The sequence below is a fragment of the Chitinophaga pendula genome (genome assembly GCF_020386615.1).
Lineage (GTDB): Bacteria > Bacteroidota > Bacteroidia > Chitinophagales > Chitinophagaceae > Chitinophaga > Chitinophaga pendula.
This window is the reverse complement of record NZ_CP077769.1, coordinates 3611338-3631024: the sequence shown is the minus strand read 5'-3', so window position 1 is coordinate 3631024 and position 19687 is coordinate 3611338. Positions and strand designations below refer to the sequence as shown.

The following is a 19687-nucleotide window of genomic DNA, read 5'->3' as shown; positions in this document are numbered from 1 at the left end:
ATGAAGGAAACGATGAAGGGACAGGAACATGCCGCACTTGCAGAACAGTTCAATAAGAACGAAGCCAGGGTCGACTGGCACGATGAGACCTTATGGTGGGTACGCCAGAAAAGAGACCGTATGGCCTGGAGCGTACCCGAATGGGAACAGCTGCGCGAAGCGGCCTCACAGATCAAACACAACGTACTGGGTAATCTGCATAACTACCTGGTCGACTTCGAATCAAAAGCCATCGCCAATGGCGCCACTATCCACTGGGCCGCCAATGCCGAAGAACATAACCAGATCGTATTGCAACTATTGCAACAGCAGCAAGTGCAACGTATCGTGAAGAGTAAATCCATGCTCACCGAAGAGTGCCACCTGAATCCCTTCCTGGCAGCACATGGCATCGATGTGATCGATACCGACCTGGGAGAACGCATCGTACAGCTCGCCGAAGAACCGCCCAGCCACATCGTATTACCTTGTATACATAAAAAGAAAGAAGAGATCGGCGAACTCTTTCATGAACACCTCGGTACGCCCGCCGGTAATGCAGACCCGCAATTCCTCACCGCCGCCGCCCGCGCACACCTCCGGCAGGAATTCATCCGCTCCCGCGTAGCGATCACCGGCGTCAATTTCGCTATCGCAGAAACAGGTGAGCTGGTCATCTGCACAAATGAAGGTAACGCCGACATGGGCGCCCATCTCGCCGATGTACATATCGCTTGCATGGGCATCGAAAAGATCATCCCCCGCCGCGAACACCTGGGCGTCTTCCTCCGGCTACTGGCACGCAGCGCCACCGGACAACCCATTACCACCTACTCCAGCCACTTCCGGCGCCCGCAACCCGGACAACAACTGCATATTATTATCGTAGATAATGGCCGTACCCGCCAACTGGGTCGAGAAGATTTTCGCAACTCACTCAAATGTATACGCTGTGCCGCTTGTATGAACACCTGCCCCGTATACCGGCGTAGTGGCGGGCACAGCTATCATACCGCCGTCGCCGGTCCCATCGGTTCCATCCTGGCGCCTAACCTCGACATGAAAGACTTCGCCGACCTGCCGTTCGCATCCACCCTCTGCGGCTCCTGCTCCAATGTATGCCCGGTGAAGATCGACATCCACCAGCAGTTGTATAAATGGAGACAGGTCATCGTTCAGGAAGGATACAGCCCTAACAGCAAAACCGCCGGCATGAAAGTCATGAATACCGTACTGTCACGGCCCGGCCTGTACCGCCGCGCCGGCGCCTTCGCCCGTAAGATCATGCGCTGGTGGCCCGCCCTTACCGCCAACCGCCTCAATCCCTGGCACAAACAACGGGAAATGCCGGCACCCCCACGCCAGTCCTTCGCCGATTGGTACAAAGAACAAACACATAAATAATCTCGTCAGTTATATATTATATGATGAACAGCAGAGAACGGATACTGGCCGCAGTTAAAACTAACCAACCCGCATACACGGAATTACCATCACTCGCAGCCTTTCAGTCAACAAACAGCGGCAGCCTCGACAGCTTCCGCACATCGCTGGACAACCTCGGTGCCAGGTCCTATCTCATCCACAATACCAGCGAGATCGAAGACATCATCCGGGCCGAACATCCGGCACTAGGTACCGTGATCGCTACCGAACCGGGTTTCTACTCCGGACCCGCCTGGTCCTGGCAGGGAGGAGATGGCCGCCAGTTGGAACACGTAGACATGGCCATCATCCGCGCTTCCCTCGGCGTAGCCGAAAACGGCGCGGTATGGATTCCCGAATCCCAGCTGCAAGCCCGCGTACTCCCATTTATCACACAACATCTATCGGTAGTACTCTCTGCCGCCCACATCGTGCCAACCCTGCATGATGCCTATACCCGGTTAGGAGCCCCGGAAGATGGCTTCGGGGTCTTCCTGGCGGGACCTTCCAAAACAGCCGATATAGAACAATCCCTGGTACTGGGCGCCCATGGCGCCAAAAGCCTTATGGTCTTCATCCTGCTCCCCGACCCACATACGGATAGCCATCACCGTGAGCTGCTAAATAAAAAATAGGATAACGTGGAGGCTGCTGACTGTTTGGCACAGGTTGATGAGAAAGTAGGGGAGGGGATTCTACAAGGTAGCGGTCGCTTACCCCGCCCAATACTCTTTTTGCTCTAAACGATGTTGAACAAACAGTTGAGTCCTCCTGCCACAAGTTGTGAACGAACCGGAAATTGTAATACCGGTAAATAACGGACCATATGATGTGTGATTATACATCTTTCTGCCTCCTGGAAAATGCCGGTTAGGCAGCTTGTCTCTTGTATAATGTCAAACAATCCTGTTTATTTTCATTCCCTCATAAAACCGCATTACCACCATAAAAAAAGTATGCTGCAAGCCACGTAAAACGCCTGTCATGCTGGGCGTAGCCGTTTTGTAAATTATGTAACAATATTACCTTAATATTAAATGATGTATAAGACAGGGGCTTGATTGTTGAGAAAAACAAAAACTGGTATAGTGTTTGCGTCTCCTACGCTCGTTAATTGAGATGTTCGAATTCAACGATACACCAAGAATGGATAATTAACAACAACCGATACATCTTTATTGCAATCAGCTACCAACTTTAGAGTCATGCAATACTTGACAAATTATGCGAACTACATTTGTAAAGGCTTGTGCCAGATTGAAAAGACAGCAGGTGTCCACGTTGCACCTTGCCTTCCCAAATTGTCATACCGACAAAATGTCTACAAAAAATATGCATCGTGTTGCGTAATAACGAACTGAAATACGGGAGTTAACGTATAACCTCCGCCGTTATTATGCCGGTGTGTAAAAAAAGTGAAATGATGCAAAAGAGACAGACGTCTTATTGCACACCTCGCTAAAATCATCACAGGCAAGCCTTTTACTTGAACTATCAGTATTTAAGTTCTTTAATATTACAGATATTTAATATTATAATTTTAAAATTATAGTAATCTTCATTTTTTCTTAATGAAAGTATAAGCATTAAATATCTATTTTGTGAACGATTTGAAACAAACCGACTTGAACTATTAACGCCCCGCGACTTGAACCGAGATGCAACTAGTGTAGGCAAATAGTCAACCAGCGAGTATATTAAAAAGAACCATATTGAAGTAACCAAGTTTGAGAATTTCAATTTGCCAACCATGTGATGCATTGAAGTGATTATACTTGAACTATAGTTTTAACCTTATCTTTATTATTAGACCAATGATTAAAAAATCATGGATAACCCCCTCATGGCTAATTCTTACATTAGACCTTGGGTGCGCCACAGTAGCAATCTGCCTTGCCTTTCTTTTAAGGCTGAATTTTGATCTGGATACTTTCGAAAAATATCCAATCACTAACATAATCACCCTGGTAGTTGGTGTCAATCTGCTGTTATCACTGTTACTTAGATCATACTCAGGTATCGTAAGACACACCAGTCTCGCCGATATCGGTCGTATATCCTTCGTTAACGTCATCAGCGCCATCGCATATTGCACCATCGATGCCACCGAAGCACTCGGCACCGGCGCTCACGTATTCCCCGTGTCCGTCATCCTCATCAACTTCTTTATTAATACCTTCTTCCAACTCTCTTACCGGCTCATCGTGAAATGGCTGTTTAAATATTATAACAGCTTCCGCGCTATCTCCAGCACCAAAGCAGCTGTATTCAACTCCAGCCACTCCGGTCTCGTAGTACGCAGAGCCATCGCCGAAGATCCCAACGCCAGCTTGCGCGTAGTGGCATTCCTCGATGAAAAACGCCGCTCCGGTAAACGCCTCGAAGGATTACCCATATACGCCGCTACAAAGGCCTCCCTCGAAAAACTGGCCCGCGAAAGCAAAGTGAAATTGTTGATCATCGCAGAAGAAAACATCGCCCCGGGTTTACTCAACGAACTCGTAGAACATTGTATTCTCCTCGATATCCGCGTACAGAAAGTACTGCCCGCCGATAAATGGATCAACGAAGGATGGAGTGACACACAACTAAAAGATATCAATATTGAAGACCTGCTGGAGCGCTCTGTGATAGAGATCAAAAACGAACAAGTGAGCCGCGAGCTGAAAGGGAAAGCGGTACTGGTAACGGGCGCTGCCGGCTCTATCGGTAGCGAACTGGTTAGACAACTCGCAAAACTCGAACCCTCCGCTATCATCCTCTGCGATAAAGCAGAATCCCCCCTCCATGAACTGGAGATGGAAATGCTCGAAAAAGCTCCCGAAACCACCATCGTACCCTACATCGCCAACATCTGCGATCGCGTACGCATGCAACAACTGTTCGAAGTATACGAACCCGCTATCGTTTACCACGCCGCCGCTTACAAACACGTACCCATGATGGAAAAAAATCCTTCCATCGCCGTACTCAATAATGTAATGGGCACCAAAATAATAGCAGAACTGGCCGTAGAATTCGGCGCCGAAAAATTCGTAATGGTATCCACCGATAAAGCCGTGAATCCCACCAACGTAATGGGCGCCTCCAAACGTATCGCCGAAATATTCGCACAGGCATATAACAATCACCTCACCGAACAATATAATAAACTGGGTAAAAAATACGGCCCTCCAACACGATTCATTACCACCCGCTTCGGTAACGTATTAGGATCAAATGGCTCCGTAATACCCCGCTTCAAAAAACAATTGGAAAAAGGTGGCCCACTCACCGTAACACATCCCGAAATCACCCGCTACTTCATGACCATCCCCGAAGCATGCCAGCTCGTACTCGAAGCCGGCGCCATGGGAAAAGGCGGAGAGATCTTCGTGTTCGATATGGGACAACCCGTGAAGATCGCGGACTTGGCCACTAAAATGATCCGCATGAGCGGCAAAGAACCAGGACGCGATATCAAAGTAGTGTTCACCGGCCTCCGCCCTGGAGAAAAACTCTACGAAGAATTGCTCAACAATGCGGAAAATACAATGCCTACCTATCACGAGAAGATCATGATCGCCACCGTGCGTACCTACGACTTCACAGAAGTGAACGAAGGCATCGATAACCTGATCACCGCCGCACATAAACACTATATCACACCTACAGTAGTCCTTATGAAACAATTGGTGCCGGAATTTATAAGCAAGAATTCAGCCTACGAGCAATTAGATAAGGATAAGATTAAAATGTAGTAATACTACTTGCATAGAGTATATATCCAGGCATAACGTACATGCCTGCTGACTGAGTATTTTTTAAAAACTGATAGTGACATACCATGAACTTGTTTTTCAAAAGTCGATTTAAGCTACTTTTAAAAATGGGGGCAGCAGCCATTGCCTGCCTCTACCTCGCATCCTGTTCCTCCCCGAAGAATATCGCGTATTTCAAAGACATCCCGGATTCTGTAAAATACAGATCCGTCAGCCAGGTATCTTTTAATACCCCCGTGGTACAAACCGATGATATTCTACAGGTGTCCATACAAACACTCGATCCCAACGCCACCGTACTGCTCAATCAGCAAAATACCGCTCAATGGTCCGTAAGCGGCACCGGTGGCTCCGGCTCCAATCCCAACCTCCCCAGCGGTATCACCGGATACCTCGTCGACAACGAGGGCAATATCGTACTGCCGCTCATCGGGAAGATCAACGTCGCCGGAAAAACTACCTCCGCCGTAAGAGACGAAATCCGTAACAAAGCCGCTGCCTATTATAAAGATCCCGTTGTGAATGTGCGTTTCGCCAATTTCAAAATAACCGTACTGGGAGAAGTCGCCAGACCGTCCACCTACGTCATGCCTAACGAGAAAGTAACACTCCTCGACGCCTTAGGCATGGCCGGCGACCTCACCATCTACGGCAAACGCGAAAACGTCATGCTCATTCGCGAAACCAATGGCAAAAAGGAATTCATCAGATTTAACCTGAACGATAGCCAGGTGTTCAACTCCCCCTACTACTTCCTCCACCAGGGAGACGTCGTATACGTTGAACCTAATAAAGCTAAAGTAGCTTCCACCGATATGGCACAGGTGAAAAGGATCTCCATCATGGCATCCGTACTCACCCTCCTCATCGTGATCGCTTCCAGGGTTAATTTCTAATGCTCAAAACATCCGATTATGTCGCATAACAACTACATACAAAACGGAGCGCCGCTTAATGGCAATGGTAATGGCAACGGCGTCTACAATGGCGTAACGCCCACACCTCCCGCCGAAGAGCGCAGCAGCTTCAGCCTCCGGAAAATGGTAGACCGGTTCACCAGCTACTGGTACCTCTTCGCCATCTGCGTGGTCGTAATGATCGCCTGCGCATTCGTCTATCTCCGCTACACCAAACCCACCTACAAGATCACCGCCAAAGTACTGGTGAAAGATGAAAAGAAAGGAGCTAACCTCCCAGGTGGCGAAATACTGGATCAACTCGAAATGTTCTCCAGCCAAAGCAATGTAGACAACGAAGCCGAAATACTCAAATCACGCTCCCTCATGGAGAAAGTGGTTAAAGATGATCAGCTTAACGTTAAAGTATTCGTTGAAGGTCGCGTCGCCGAAACAGAACAATTCGACAAACTGCCCTTCAACGTACGCTGGATCTATCTCAAAGATACCCTCGCTCAGGTGAACTATACACTTAAACCCGCCGCCGGCAACCAGTTCACACTGTCACGTACCAACCTGGAAAAGAAAGCTTCCTGGAATGATACCATCAACCTGCCCGAAGGCTTGCTCACCATCATCCGCAAGCCAGGATATGCCGTCGATAAACCTTACTACCTCATCAATGTCGCATCTATCGACGCTACCGTAGCAGACTACCAGCGCCGCCTGAACGTCAACATACCCACCAAACAGGTAAGTACCATCGACCTCAGCATATCCGAACAAATACCGGAGAAAGGAGAGAAGATACTCAACGATCTTATCGAAGCCTACCTCAGAGCCAGCGTAGAAGATAAGAACCGTATCGCCGATAGCACCATCGAATTCATCGACAAACGCCTCGTACTCGTAAGTAAAGAACTCACCGGCGTCGAAAAAGAAATACAACAGTTCAAACAGGAAAACCAACTGGCAGACCTCAGCGAACAATCCAAACAACTGGTCGTTGGCAACAGCGAAATGACCAAACAGATCGTAGGCGAACAAGTCAAACTCAGCGTGGCCGAATCACTCGAAGCGTACCTCCGCGACAACGGAAAAAGGGTAGTGCCCTCTTCTCTCGTCGTACAGGACCCCACCTTCGTAGGGCTGGTAGAAAAATATAATACCCTCCAGCTCGAAAGAGAACGCCTGCTACTGGCCAGCACAGAAGCTAACCCAGTCGTGCAGAACATCGACCGCCAACTGGGCGGACTGCGTGGCGATATCCAGCAGAACCTCGCCACCTTCCGCAGAGGTATCCAGGCCGGTATCGGCGAACTGCAACGCAACTCCGGCGCCATGAACCGCCAGATACAACAGGTACCAGGCAAAGAACGCATCTTCCTCGACTACTCCCGCCAACAGGCCATCAAACAGGAACTATACCTGTTCCTCCTCAAGAAGAGAGAAGAATCCGCCATCTCCAAATCCTCTAACCTCGCCGTAGCACGCATCATAGATCCCGCCAAAAGCGATGCCCTGCCCTTCAAACCCAAACGCCCCGTAGTATACGTACTGGCATTTGTAATGGGCCTTATCATCCCGGCCGGCTTCCTGCGTATCCGCGAACTGCTCAACACCCGCATCATGAGCAAAGACGATATCACAGAGGGCACCCCCGTACCCGTACTGGCCGAGATCGGCCATGCCGATACCAAAGACCTCATCATCGTCAAAAAAGATGCAGTAACACCACTGGTAGAACAATTCCGCGCCATGCGTACCAACTTACAGTTCGTACTCTCCGGCCGCAACGATAAGGTCATCCTGCTCACCTCCAGCATGAGCGGTGAAGGTAAATCCTTCATCGCCGCCAACCTGGCCATCATACTGGCCCTGTCCGGCAAAAAAGTAGTGCTCATGGAAATGGACCTCCGCAAACCCAAAATATCGGATAAGCTGGGCCTCAGCAACCATATAGGATTCAGCACCTACGCCATCCGCCAGTCACCGATGGAAGCCATCATCAAGCCCTCCGGCCTGCATGAAAACTGCTTCGTCATCTCCTCCGGTCCCGTACCGCCTAACCCGGCAGAACTCCTGCTCACAGAAGAAACAGATGCCCTGTTTGCCTACCTGCGGGAAGAATTCGACTATATCATCGTAGATACAGCGCCCGTAGGCCTCGTAACAGATGCGCAACTGCTCGCCAAACACGCAGATGCCTCCCTCTACCTCGTACGCCATGGATACACCTTCCGTCAACAGCTCCAATTGTCCAAGGATTTGTACCTTAACAAGAAAATGAGGAAAATGAGCCTGGTCATCAATGACGTGAAAGCCTCCCCCGGATATGGCTATGGCTACGGATATGGTTACGGATATGGTGGATATGGCGCTTATGGTATGGAAGCCGAACGAAAAGGCTTCTTTAAACGCATATCAAAGCTCTTGACAAAACAATCATAACATAACTACAACACTAAAATTAAATACAGAAAAATAGCCGTTTATATGAAACAGGATGCAAGAATTGCAATTATCGGCCTTGGATATGTAGGACTGCCACTGGCCGTGGAATTCGCAAAGAAATTTAAGGTAATAGGTTTTGACATCAACGCTGCAAGAATCAGTGAACTGATGAGCGGACATGACCATACCCTGGAAGTGGCCGATGAAGACCTTAAAGCAGTATTAACGCCAGACTGTAGCACCGAAATAGGCTTGTTCTGTTCAAACGAACTGGAAAACATCCGCTCCTGCAATTACTTTATCGTAACGGTACCCACACCGGTAGATAAGAACAACCGCCCTGATCTTACACCGTTGTACAAAGCCAGCGAAACAGTAGGAAAGGTGCTGAAAAAAGGCGATATCGTAGTATACGAATCTACCGTATATCCCGGCGTAACAGAAGACGAGTGCGTACCCGTACTCGAAAAAATATCCGGCCTGAAATTCAACGAAGACTTCTTCGCGGGCTATTCCCCCGAACGTATCAACCCGGGCGATAAAGAACATACCGTTGCCAAAATATTGAAAGTAACCTCCGGCTCTACCCCCGAAGTGGCAGAGAAGGTAGATACATTATACCGCACCGTGATCACCGCCGGCACCCACAAAGCTGCTTCTATCAGAGTAGCAGAAGCTGCCAAAGTGATCGAAAATGCACAACGCGATATCAACATCGCCTTCGTGAATGAACTGGCCAAGATCTTCAACCGCCTCGACATCGATACCGACGATGTACTCCAGGCCGCCGGTACCAAATGGAACTTCCTCAAGTTCAGACCCGGACTGGTAGGTGGTCACTGTATCGGCGTAGATCCATACTACCTGGCCCAGAAAGCACAGGAAGCCGGATACCACCCCGAGATCATCCTCGCCGGCCGCCGCCTCAACGATGGCATGGGCGAATATATCGCACATGAAGTGATCCGCCGCATGATCAGGAAAGACATTCCCGTAAAACAATCCAATGTGCTCGTACTGGGGGTCACCTTCAAGGAGAACTGTCCCGATGTTCGTAACACCCGCGTCATAGATATCCTTAACACCCTGAAAGGATACGATATGAATATTACAGTATACGATCCTTGGGCTACTCCAGCTGAAGTAAAACACGAATATGGCTGGGATTCCATACAAGAACTGAACACTGTTTGCGATTACGATGCCATTATCCTCGCCGTAGCACACGAAGAGTTCAAACAACTCGATATCAATAAGCTCTGTAAAAACAGAGCCGTAGTATACGATGTGAAGGGTATCCTGCCAAAAGAACTGGTAGATGCCCGCCTGTAACGATTAACTAAATAAATAAGCAGCTGATGTATATGGGTGCGATCGCACTCATATACGCAGCTCACAAGGAGAAAAATACCATGTACGATAAACCATATCATCAACAGGACCTGACTAACCTTTCCTTCCTGGTAACTGGCGGCGCCGGATTCATCGGCTCTAACCTCGTCAGATACCTGCTCAAATACGGCGCCGGCAAGGTAAGAGTGTTGGATAACTTCGCTACCGGTTCCCGCGAGAACCTGGCCCCCTTCATCGACAATCCCGCTTTCGAACTGATAGAAGGCGATATCCGCCAGCTGGAAGATTGTATCCGGGCCGTAGAAGGCATCGACTACGTATCCCACCAGGCCGCACTGGGCTCCGTACCCCGCTCTATCAACGACCCGATCACCAGCAACGAAGTCAATATCAGTGGTTTCCTCAATATGCTCTTAGCAGCCCGCGATGCCAAAGTAAAACACATGGTATACGCCGCCAGCTCCAGTACCTACGGCGACCACCCCGGCCTTCCCAAACAGGAAGACCTCATCGGTAACCCATTATCACCCTACGCAGTCACCAAGTATGTCAACGAACTATACGCCGGCGTATTCTCCCGCGTATACCAGTTCCATACCACCGGTCTCCGCTACTTCAACATATTCGGCCCCCGGCAGAATCCCAGAGGCCCCTACGCCGCCGTAATACCATTGTTCATGGAAGCAGCCATCGAACGCAAACAACCGGTGATCAACGGCGATGGCGAAACCTCCCGCGACTTTACCTACGTGGAAAATGCCATCCAGGCCAATATCAAATCACTGATGGCAGGCCCACAAGCCACCACGCACGAGGTCATCAACATCGCTTGCGGCGATAAGACCTCCCTGAATGAACTATGGCAGCTGATCTCATCCATCGCCGGAATAGACATGCAACCGGCCTACAAACCAGAACGCGCCGGAGATGTAAGACATAGCCTGGCAGATATCTCCAAGGCCAAACAACTCGTAGGATACGAACCTGCCTTCCAGATCAAGGACGGACTGAGCGAAACTTTTAAATACTACTATGATCAAAGCATTAAAGGGTAGTTCTTTTAAGAACTACTCTTACTCATTTGTGGGCAATTTTTTGAGTTCCTTTAGCCAATGGGTGATATTCTCCCTCATTGCCAAAAAATACGGAACAGGCAGCATGGGCGTGTTCTCACTCGCACAGGCCTGGATATTGCCGCTGTTTGCCTTCTTTACCTTTCAGCTACGCAATATGCACGTATCCGATCAGGAAGATCAATACGGGCTGCCTGTCATGTTCACCACCCGCATCATCGGTGATGCCCTCTTCCTGCTCATAGTCATATTCATCGGATTGTTCTTCTACCAATCCAGCGTCGGTATATTCGTTTCCCTCGGCGTCGCCAAGTTCTTCGAAATGATCAGCGATATCATCCACGCCGAATTCCAGAAACAAAAGAAACACTTCATCTACGGCCGCCGCCTCACCGTTCGATCCATACTCTCCATCGCCCTGGCTGCACTGTCATTCCAGTTCATACAGTCATTCGAACTGGCCCTGCTGTCGCTGCCACTGGCCTATTTCATCAGCCTGGTGATGGATTTCTACTACCTGAAAAAAGAGATCGGTCACCTGGACATCTTCTCCGGCAACAAAACATTGCTGCGGCAGATGCTCATCACCGGCGGTATCACCGGCCTCTCCCTACTGCTGGTATACCTGCTGCCCAATATCCCGCGCTTCCTGCTGGAAAAATATGCCGGCAGCCACGAATTGGGCCTGTTCGCCGGTTACTTCTACCTGATCATCTTCTCCCGCATCTTCATCCAGTCCATCGTACAGAATAGCCTGCCCTCCCTGGCCGCCTACCTCAGCAAAGGCGAAAAAGGTAAATTCATGCGCCTCGTCAGAAAAGAACTGCTGTTCGTACTCGTACTGGGACTGATGCAATTCATCCTTGTACCCATCAGCGACTTCGTATTCCCCTTACTCTATAATAAAGATTTTACGGGCAACAAAACGTTGCTGACCATCATTTTCGCAGGCTCCGTATTCTCCTTCCTCGCCTTCTCACTCAATAATGTGCTGAATGCAATGAAATATTTCCGCATGCAATTCCCCGTATACCTGGCACTGGTATTGTTCTGCCTGGGTTGCGGATACTTGCTCATCAGCCGCAGTGGCGTAGAAGGGGCCGCTTATACTTTCCTGCTTACCAGCATCATGCAATGCATACTGCTGCTCATCCCCATCTACTTCGGCCTCAAGCGGACCCGGCCAGTGAAGGAAGCAGCTATTAAAGAACCTGTTTTAGTGGAACAATGAACACGATCATCAACATCATAGTAAGCATACTCAAAGTCCTGCCAGCAGGATTGTCTGTCTTCTTTTACGATTGCATAAAACCCTATTCCCAGAAGCCGTTTCTGCTATTCCGGTATTGTATTTGTAAAAGACTCTTAGGCAGCCTGGGACAGCAGGTGATTATCGGCCCCAATGTCACCATCAAACATTGGAAAAGTATCCATATCGGCACAGGCGTAAGCATTCACGACTACTCCTATATGGACGGATATGGTACCATCAGGATCGGTAACGATGTTTCCATCGCTCACAATTGCACACTGATCAGCTCCAGTCATACCTGGAACAATCAGTCCCTTCCCATTCGCAAAAATCCGGTAGCCAGACAGGCCATCACGATCGAACCCAACGTATGGCTGGGATGTGATGTAAGGGTTATGGGAGGCGTGACGATCAGTAAAGACGTGATTGTAGGCGCAGGTAGCGTAGTCACCAAATCCCTCGATACCAACGGTATCTTCTTCGGATCTCCGGCTGCTTTCTACAAACCGCTTTATTCACGCGTAAACCAAGAATACCATGAAGCCTAGATCATCATCCAGCATTATGACATGTATGGCGGCCGGCATAATAGGCCTGTTCTCCGCCCAGATCACCTATGCGGCTTCTATTAAACTGTCTGCCCGGGGATACTCCGGTACAGACGATACCCGTGTCTTTCAGCAAGTGCTGAACGATCCTAAATACGATACCGTATACGTAGATCGCCAGAACGGACCCTGGGTGATCGCACCCGTGACCATCACCCGCGATAACCTTACCGTCGTATTCGAAAAAGGAGCAGTCGTACAAGCCAAACGGGGCGCCTTCCCAGGCAAATATGATGGCCTCTTCCTCTTCGATGGAGTTAAAAACCTCAAACTCATCGGCAATGGCGCGACCCTCAAAATGAACAGGGAAGAATATACTGATGGCCAATGGCGTATGAACATCAAACTCATGGACGTCAGAAAAGCCCTCATCGATAACCTCGTTCTCGATGGCAGTGGCGGCGATGGCGTATATGTCGGTACAAACAACAAAGCAGATAACTACTGCTCCGATATCAAAATACAACGCTGCACCATCCGCAACCAGAAACGGCAGGGCATCAGCGTCATCTCCGTAAAAGGATTGCTGATAAAAGATTGTACCATCACCGGCACCGCGGGCGCACCGCCGTCAGCAGGCATCGACTTCGAACCCAATTCCTCCAATCAATACCTGGATAATTGTGTAATAGAAAACTGTGTCATCAAAGGCAACCGCGGCCCGGGTATCTCGATCTCCCCGCTCAACCTGAAAGACCACAGCGCCACCGTAGGTATCACCGTACGCAACTCCGATATCTCCGGCAACCGCTCCGCCGGTATCTCCTTCAACAACCGGGAAGGCAACAAGGTAATGGGTAACGTGCTGGTAGAAAACAGCAAGATCCAGGACAACCAGAAAGAAGGTGTCATCTACCGCGAAGTAGCCGGCTATCAGACCACCTTCCGCAAAGTAGACTTCATCGACAATGCCAAAGAAAAAAATGTAACCTCTTCCGTACTCTTCCGCAGCGATCGTAAAGGAGGAAGTGCCGCCGCTACCCGTGCCGGCGCTGCCGCCACCCGCAATGCCTTCTCCAGCGCATCGACTGCTGACAGGAAAGCTACCGCGGGCAATACCCGCCTGTCATTTGAAGGTTGTTCCATCAAAAACAGCAATGGCAAAAATGCTTTCCGGGTACAAGGCCAGATCGATGACCTCGATGTAGATGGAGATGTAAAAGTACAGGGCGCCGGCGCCGCAGCCGCCACCCGCATAAGTACCACAGCAAAAGACAACAACGGCGGTATCATCAAGGTAAAATATAATCAATAACAATAAACCAGCGGCCCGCAGGCCCGTGTATCATCGATAATGAATCTTGCCATCAGTAAATATAACAGGGTGTTCATCACGTTCAACGTGCTGGTCTACCTGTTCCCCATCTTCTTTTTGCAGTTCCCGACGTCCTTTCACTTCGGAGGCACCATCTACCTGGCATATTCGTTATTTATGTCAGTATTGGCTTTCCGGGTATTTGAACATACCGACGAATTCGCCTACGAAAGAAACCTGCTGCTGTTTGGTATACTCAACAAAATACTCTTCGTATTCATCTTCGCGCACTTCCTGGAAGAAAAACTAGGCGTGCCCTTCCTTTCTTTTAAAGATGACTATATGTATGATAAAGCCAGCCGTAATATCTATGGCAGCTGGCAATATCATCCGATCAACGTAAACCCGGCAGTAGCTTTCTCAAGGGGCTTCTACTCCGGCTTTCCCAATATCAGCGCCTTCCTGATGCTGATATTCGGCGATGGCTGGTGGGTACCTCGTATCGCCAACGCTTTCGCCAGCGGTTTCACTGTGATCATCGTATACCGTATGGCCAAGCTGATATACGGAAGTAATCAATACACCCGCTTCTTCGGCAGCCTGCTGTGTTTTTCGCCAGTACTGGTCACCTTTTCTTCCCTGCAGCTGAAAGATACCTTCCTGCTACTGTTTATGGTAACAGGCGCTTACCTGCTGCTACTATCCATCTACCGGCAGAAATACCTGCTGTATACCATACTAGCCACCGTCGTACTGATGCCGCTGGTATTCTTCCGGCCCGTCGTGATATTGGCCGTACTGGGCGGATATGCCGCTTATCGTATCTTCTTCCCGGCAAAAGTGGAACGGAAAACATATATCATCAAAGTAGCCGTCGGCGTCTGTATCGCCTTGGTCATATTTTTTGCCGTATGGCACTATTTCAGCGAACTCGGACTACTGGAAGATGACTTGTTCACCTACATCGACTCCCGCGCCAACAGCCGCGATGGAGAAGCCGCCACCTTACCCGAAAAGTTCAGCAATAACTCGGCCATGGGGATCGTCGGCCTGCTGGGCGCACCGCTCTACTTCGTCGCCGCATTCTTTACCCCCATCATCACCATCGTCGATATCGACTCAGAAGTGCTGAACTACGCCTACGCACCGCTGCTCTGGATGATGGTCATGAAATATTTCATCTTCATCTTCCTAATAGGCAATAAGTTCAAAGCCTTAAAACAATACTATAAGCCGCTGTTCTTTCCCTTGTTTATCTACGCCATGTACAAGGGGATACAGGCGACTTCCATATCTATTTTCGACTTACGGCAGTCACTGCCGGCCGAGGTAATGCTGCTATTGGCATTCCCGGGATATTTTATACTGCGGCCTACCCGTAAAGAGGAGGTCCTGAACACGATCTATCTGGGCGTTATGCTGCTCTGTATAGGCGTATTTACCTATGTAAGGTTAACATCTAGAGGATTAATATAAACTATGGCCAGGATTTTAGTACATGCTTGGGTCGTGCACAAAATGGGTGCAGCTTATTACCTGCCCTACACGCACTGGGTATACCTGCGGGAGATCGTAAAATACTACGAGGAAGTATGCCTGCTGTCGCCCGTGAAAGTGAGTACCAGTATGACAGAGAACGGACTGATGCCCCTCGAGGGTTTCAAAAATGTAACAGTAAAGGAACTGCCTTACTCCGGTAGCTATATGTCGGCAGTACCCCATCTGCGTGCTTATATCAATGCATATAAAACATTACACGGCAGGTACGACGAAGTATATGCCCGGTACCCGGTACCCTTTGGCTGGTTGGGAAAACTGTATTTCAAAAACAAAAAAAGGATCATCCACTTTGTCGGCGATCCCGTGGATGCCGCAAAGACTAATCCCAACTTCAGCACCTGGCGTAAGATGGCACTGATATCCGGCTTTATGCCCGAGCATAAAGCCTATCTCTGGGCCTGCAAAGGCGCCAACGTCTTCACCAACGGCTTCCACCTGAAAGAGAAACTGGCAGGCAAGGGGATCCCCGCCAACGCCGTGATCTCCACCACACTCAATGAAGACGACTTCTACCTGGATGATACCAAACAGATAGATATGGTGGCGCCACGCCTGCTATACGTAGGATACCTGCGTAAAGCCAAAGGCGTAGAGACCGTGATACGTGCCTTCCACCGGATCGCACAGCAATACCCGCAGGCCCGCCTCACCATCGTCGGCAGCGGCGAATTCGAAAAAGAACTGAAAGACATCGCCGCACAGCTCAATATAGCAGCCGCAGTCGTATTTACCGGTCATGTCGATAAGCGCGAAACGTTGAACGAATACCTTCGCTCTCACGACATATTCGTATTCGCCAGCCTCTCCGAAGGCTCCCCACGTGTAATACTCGAAGCCATGGCCAACGGTATCAACGTAGTAAGCACACCGGTAGGTTCATTGCCGGGTATGTTCAAAGATGATGAAGACATCGTATTCGCCGGCTTTAACGACGATGCCGCCTTCTCAGAGAAGATCATCGCCCTGACCAGAGAGCCGCAAAGGGCAGTAAAACTCCGGCACCAGGCTTATGGCAAAGTGAAACAAGTAACGATTCAGCAGTTCATCAAAAAGATATTTCAATAGATAATGGTACGTATATCGATTATATATTCCTGGTTTGTGCGTACGATCACGCTGCTGCTGCCCAATATGCCCATTTTCATGCGCTTCCGGGGATTCCTGTATTCGCTGATGATGAAAAAATGCGGCAGCAACTTCCAGCCCTCGGCTACCGTAATCTTTAACTCACTGTCAGGTCTTAGCGTAGGAAACAACGTATACATCGCACATAATGTAGTAGTAATAGGTACCGATATCACTATAGAAGATGAAGTGCTCGTAGGACCCAATTGCGTGATCTCCGGTGGTAACCACACCTTCAGTAATGGCTCTTACCGCTTCGGCAAATCACAGATGATACCGGTAGTGATCAAAAAGGGCTCCTGGATAGCCGGCAACTGTACCGTAACCGGTGGCAGCATACTACCTGCACAGTCCGTACTGGCAGCAGGTGCCGTACTGAACAAACCCATGGAGCAGGAGCGGAGCTTATATGCAGGTACGCCTGCCAAATTAATCAAGGCCTTATGAAGATAATATACTTACATCAGTACTTTACATTGCCCACACAGGCAGGAGGAACGCGCTCCTACGATCTTTCCAAACGGTTCATCGACGCCGGAAAGGAAGTCGTAGTCGTAACCAGCAGCGCCTACCTGCAAGGACTAGGCCCCTTCGAAGAGAAGTGGACCGTAAAGCAATATGAAGGTATTGAACTGCATATCCTGAAACTGGACTACGATAATAAATTAGGTTTCATGAAGCGCATACAGGTGTTCATCAGTTTCCTGCGGGAAGCCTCCAAACGCCTCCTGAAACTAAATGGCAACGTGGTACTGGCGACTTCTACCCCCCTCACCATCGCCGTACCGGCTATCGTGAAACGCTGGCGCCATAAAACACCTTACATATTCGAAGTAAGGGACGTATGGCCGGAAGTACCGATCGCGATGGGCATCATCCGCAACAAGGTGGCTATCCGTGCACTGGAATCCTTCGAACGGTATATATACCGGAAAGCCGCTCACGTCGTAGCCCTGTCCGATGATATGAAACGCTCCGTACTCAGACGTACCAAACTGCCCGAAGAGCGTATCACCGTCATCCCCAATATCGCCGAAGTAAACCGCTTCAGGGATTATAAGGAAGATGATCACCTCATCAGCAGCATGATCGGCTTCAAGCCACAACGGGTACTGCTATACGCAGGCACCTTCGGGGAAGTGAACGGATTGGACTACCTCGTACAGCTGGCAGCCCTCACCCAACACATAGACCCGGAGTTGAAATACCTGTTACTCGGCGATGGTAAACAAAAAGAAGCCGTCGTGAAAATGGCCGCCGACCAGGGATTGCTGGACCGTACCGTATTCTTCGCCAAACCGGTCCCCAAATCCCGGTTGCCACAGCTGTATCACGAATGTACGGCCGCTTCCTCTTTTGTCATCCCTATCAAAGAGCTATGGGCGAATTCCGCCAACAAGTTCTTCGATTGCCTCGCCGCCGGGAAACCGGTCGTGATCAACCACCTGGGATGGCAGGCCGATGTGATCCGCAAAAGGAACGTAGGGCATGTACTCAACTTTGAGCGTGCACCCGATCATATGGAACGCACCGCCGCCGCCTTCTGCGATTATATGAACAATACCGCCTTGCTGGAAGAACAGGGCCGGAATGCGCAGGCCGTAGCCAGGGAACAATATTCCCTGGAAGTTGCGGCAGATAAATACCTAAAAACTATTAGCAGTGCTGTATAAGAATTTTTTCAAAAGGGTATTGGACTTGGTGGTGGCTTTCACCGCCTTCACCATCCTGTCGCCCATATTCCTGTTGGCCACCTTATTTCTGACGTTTGCCAACGGCGGAAAAGCATTCTTTTTGCAATCCCGGCCCGGCCGTAATAACAGCGTGTTCCGGGTGATCAAGTTCAAGACCATGAACGATAAAAAAGATGCCAACGGCCAATTGCTCCCCGACGATCAGCGACTCACAGCCATCGGTAGTTTTATCCGCAAGACTTCGCTCGATGAGATACCGCAGCTGCTAAACGTTATTAAAGGAGACATGAGCCTGGTAGGTCCGCGCCCCTTACTGGTAGATTACCTGCCACTCTATAACGCTACACAGCGCCGCCGGCATGACGTAAGGCCCGGCATCACCGGATGGGCACAGGTCAATGGCAGGAACGCCATCAGCTGGAAACAGAAATTTGAATACGACGTATGGTACGTAGACAATATTAGTTTTGGACTGGATATTAGAATTATGATACGTACCCTGCTCAAAGTGGTACAATCAGAAGGTATCAATGCCTCGGCCGCCGTAACAATGGAGCGTTTTACCGGGGAGGAACAGCCGTCCGTAGAGCGAGTAAACTGATCATCATTCATCATTAAAACCATATCTCATGTATCTTTTGGGGGCCAGCGGTCACGCTAAGGTGATACTGGAAATATTGGAAGCCGCGCAGATCACAGTGGATGGATTATTCGACGATAATCCGGAAGTACTCCGTATGTGGAACTATACGGTCAGCCGTTATCCGGGACACTTTAACACCGCACAGGACGAATTAATTATTTCCATAGGCAGCAATGCGATCCGTAAGCGCCTGGCCGAACAACTGGGTGTCAACTACGGAAAGGCCTTACACCCGGCCAGCAACCTCTCTCCCCGTGCCATGCTGGGAGCCGGCACCGTAGTAATGGCAGGCGTAACCATCAACGCCGACGTAGTGATCGGCGAACATGTGATCGTCAACACCAATGCTTCCATCGATCACGATTGCACCTTAGAAGACTATGTGCACATTTCCCCTAACGCTACACTTTGTGGCAATGTATACGTAGGGGAGGGGACACATGTAGGCGCAGGTGCCGTGATCATCCCCGGCATTACTGTCGGTAAATGGGCCGTAATAGGGGCCGGCAGCGTGGTCATACGCGACGTACCCGACGGGGCCACCGTCGTAGGCAACCCGGGGAAAGTGATCCGTGAAGCCGTAACACGATAACGATTCTTGAAAAATTT

The 19687-nt window shown here is 49.7% G+C and carries 16 protein-coding genes; all 16 read left to right on the top strand.

The features are described 5' to 3' along the window. The 16 genes from KTO58_RS12735 to KTO58_RS12660 all read left to right on the top strand — a co-directional run bounded on the left by KTO58_RS12735 (position 1) and on the right by KTO58_RS12660 (position 19670). The gene (locus KTO58_RS12735) at positions 1-1383 is read left to right on the top strand and encodes a lactate utilization protein B (protein ID WP_095838999.1); all 1383 of its coding nucleotides are present in this window, start codon (positions 1-3) and stop codon (positions 1381-1383) included. 23 nt (positions 1384-1406) lie between these two features. After that, complete coding sequence (locus KTO58_RS12730) at positions 1407-2039, top strand: LutC/YkgG family protein (RefSeq protein WP_157752993.1); 633 nt, start codon at positions 1407-1409, stop codon at positions 2037-2039. Between the two features lie 1179 nt (positions 2040-3218). After that, positions 3219-5144: a polysaccharide biosynthesis protein gene (locus tag KTO58_RS12725; protein ID WP_095839001.1), complete on the top strand. Its 1926-nt coding sequence runs from the start codon at positions 3219-3221 to the stop codon at positions 5142-5144. Positions 5145-5230: 86 nt separating this feature from the next. After that, positions 5231-6061: a polysaccharide biosynthesis/export family protein gene (locus KTO58_RS12720; protein ID WP_095839002.1), complete on the top strand. Its 831-nt coding sequence runs from the start codon at positions 5231-5233 to the stop codon at positions 6059-6061. An 18-nt stretch (positions 6062-6079) separates the two neighbouring features. Then, positions 6080-8512, top strand: a complete 2433-nt coding sequence (locus tag KTO58_RS12715; protein WP_095839003.1) for a GumC family protein — start codon at positions 6080-6082, stop codon at positions 8510-8512. 45 nt (positions 8513-8557) lie between these two features. Further along, positions 8558-9847 (top strand): nucleotide sugar dehydrogenase, encoded by a 1290-nt coding sequence (locus KTO58_RS12710; protein ID WP_095839004.1) that lies wholly within the window; start codon positions 8558-8560, stop codon positions 9845-9847. A gap of 32 nt (positions 9848-9879) precedes the next feature. Next, entirely contained in the window at positions 9880-10923 is a 1044-nt protein-coding gene (locus KTO58_RS12705) for an SDR family oxidoreductase (RefSeq protein WP_225860232.1), read from the top strand. Further along, the gene (locus KTO58_RS12700) at positions 10901-12172 is read left to right on the top strand and encodes a lipopolysaccharide biosynthesis protein (protein WP_095839005.1); all 1272 of its coding nucleotides are present in this window, start codon (positions 10901-10903) and stop codon (positions 12170-12172) included. Before KTO58_RS12705 ends, KTO58_RS12700 begins: the two co-directional genes overlap by 23 nt. Then, complete coding sequence (locus tag KTO58_RS12695; RefSeq protein WP_095839006.1) at positions 12169-12741, top strand: acyltransferase; 573 nt, start codon at positions 12169-12171, stop codon at positions 12739-12741. Before KTO58_RS12700 ends, KTO58_RS12695 begins: the two co-directional genes overlap by 4 nt. Next, positions 12731-14056, top strand: coding sequence for a right-handed parallel beta-helix repeat-containing protein (locus KTO58_RS12690; RefSeq protein WP_095839007.1), 1326 nt, complete (start codon positions 12731-12733; stop codon positions 14054-14056). The genes KTO58_RS12695 and KTO58_RS12690 overlap by 11 nt, the downstream gene beginning before the upstream one ends. 39 nt (positions 14057-14095) lie before the next feature. After that, positions 14096-15532, top strand: coding sequence for a glycosyltransferase family 39 protein (locus KTO58_RS12685; protein ID WP_095839008.1), 1437 nt, complete (start codon positions 14096-14098; stop codon positions 15530-15532). 3 nt (positions 15533-15535) lie between these two features. Then, complete coding sequence (locus tag KTO58_RS12680; RefSeq protein WP_095839009.1) at positions 15536-16681, top strand: glycosyltransferase; 1146 nt, start codon at positions 15536-15538, stop codon at positions 16679-16681. Between the two features lie 36 nt (positions 16682-16717). Then, positions 16718-17188: an acyltransferase gene (locus KTO58_RS12675; RefSeq protein ID WP_157752994.1), complete on the top strand. Its 471-nt coding sequence runs from the start codon at positions 16718-16720 to the stop codon at positions 17186-17188. Beyond that, on the top strand, positions 17185-18414 hold the full coding sequence (locus KTO58_RS12670) for a glycosyltransferase family 4 protein (RefSeq protein ID WP_095839011.1): 1230 nt from the start codon (positions 17185-17187) through the stop codon (positions 18412-18414). Before KTO58_RS12675 ends, KTO58_RS12670 begins: the two co-directional genes overlap by 4 nt. After that, entirely contained in the window at positions 18404-19036 is a 633-nt protein-coding gene (locus KTO58_RS12665) for a sugar transferase (RefSeq protein ID WP_304441906.1), read from the top strand. Before KTO58_RS12670 ends, KTO58_RS12665 begins: the two co-directional genes overlap by 11 nt. Positions 19037-19064: 28 nt before the next feature. Then, a complete protein-coding gene (locus KTO58_RS12660; RefSeq protein ID WP_095839012.1) occupies positions 19065-19670 on the top strand; it encodes an acetyltransferase in 606 nt (201 codons plus the stop codon). The last annotated feature ends 17 nt before the right edge of the window (positions 19671-19687 follow it).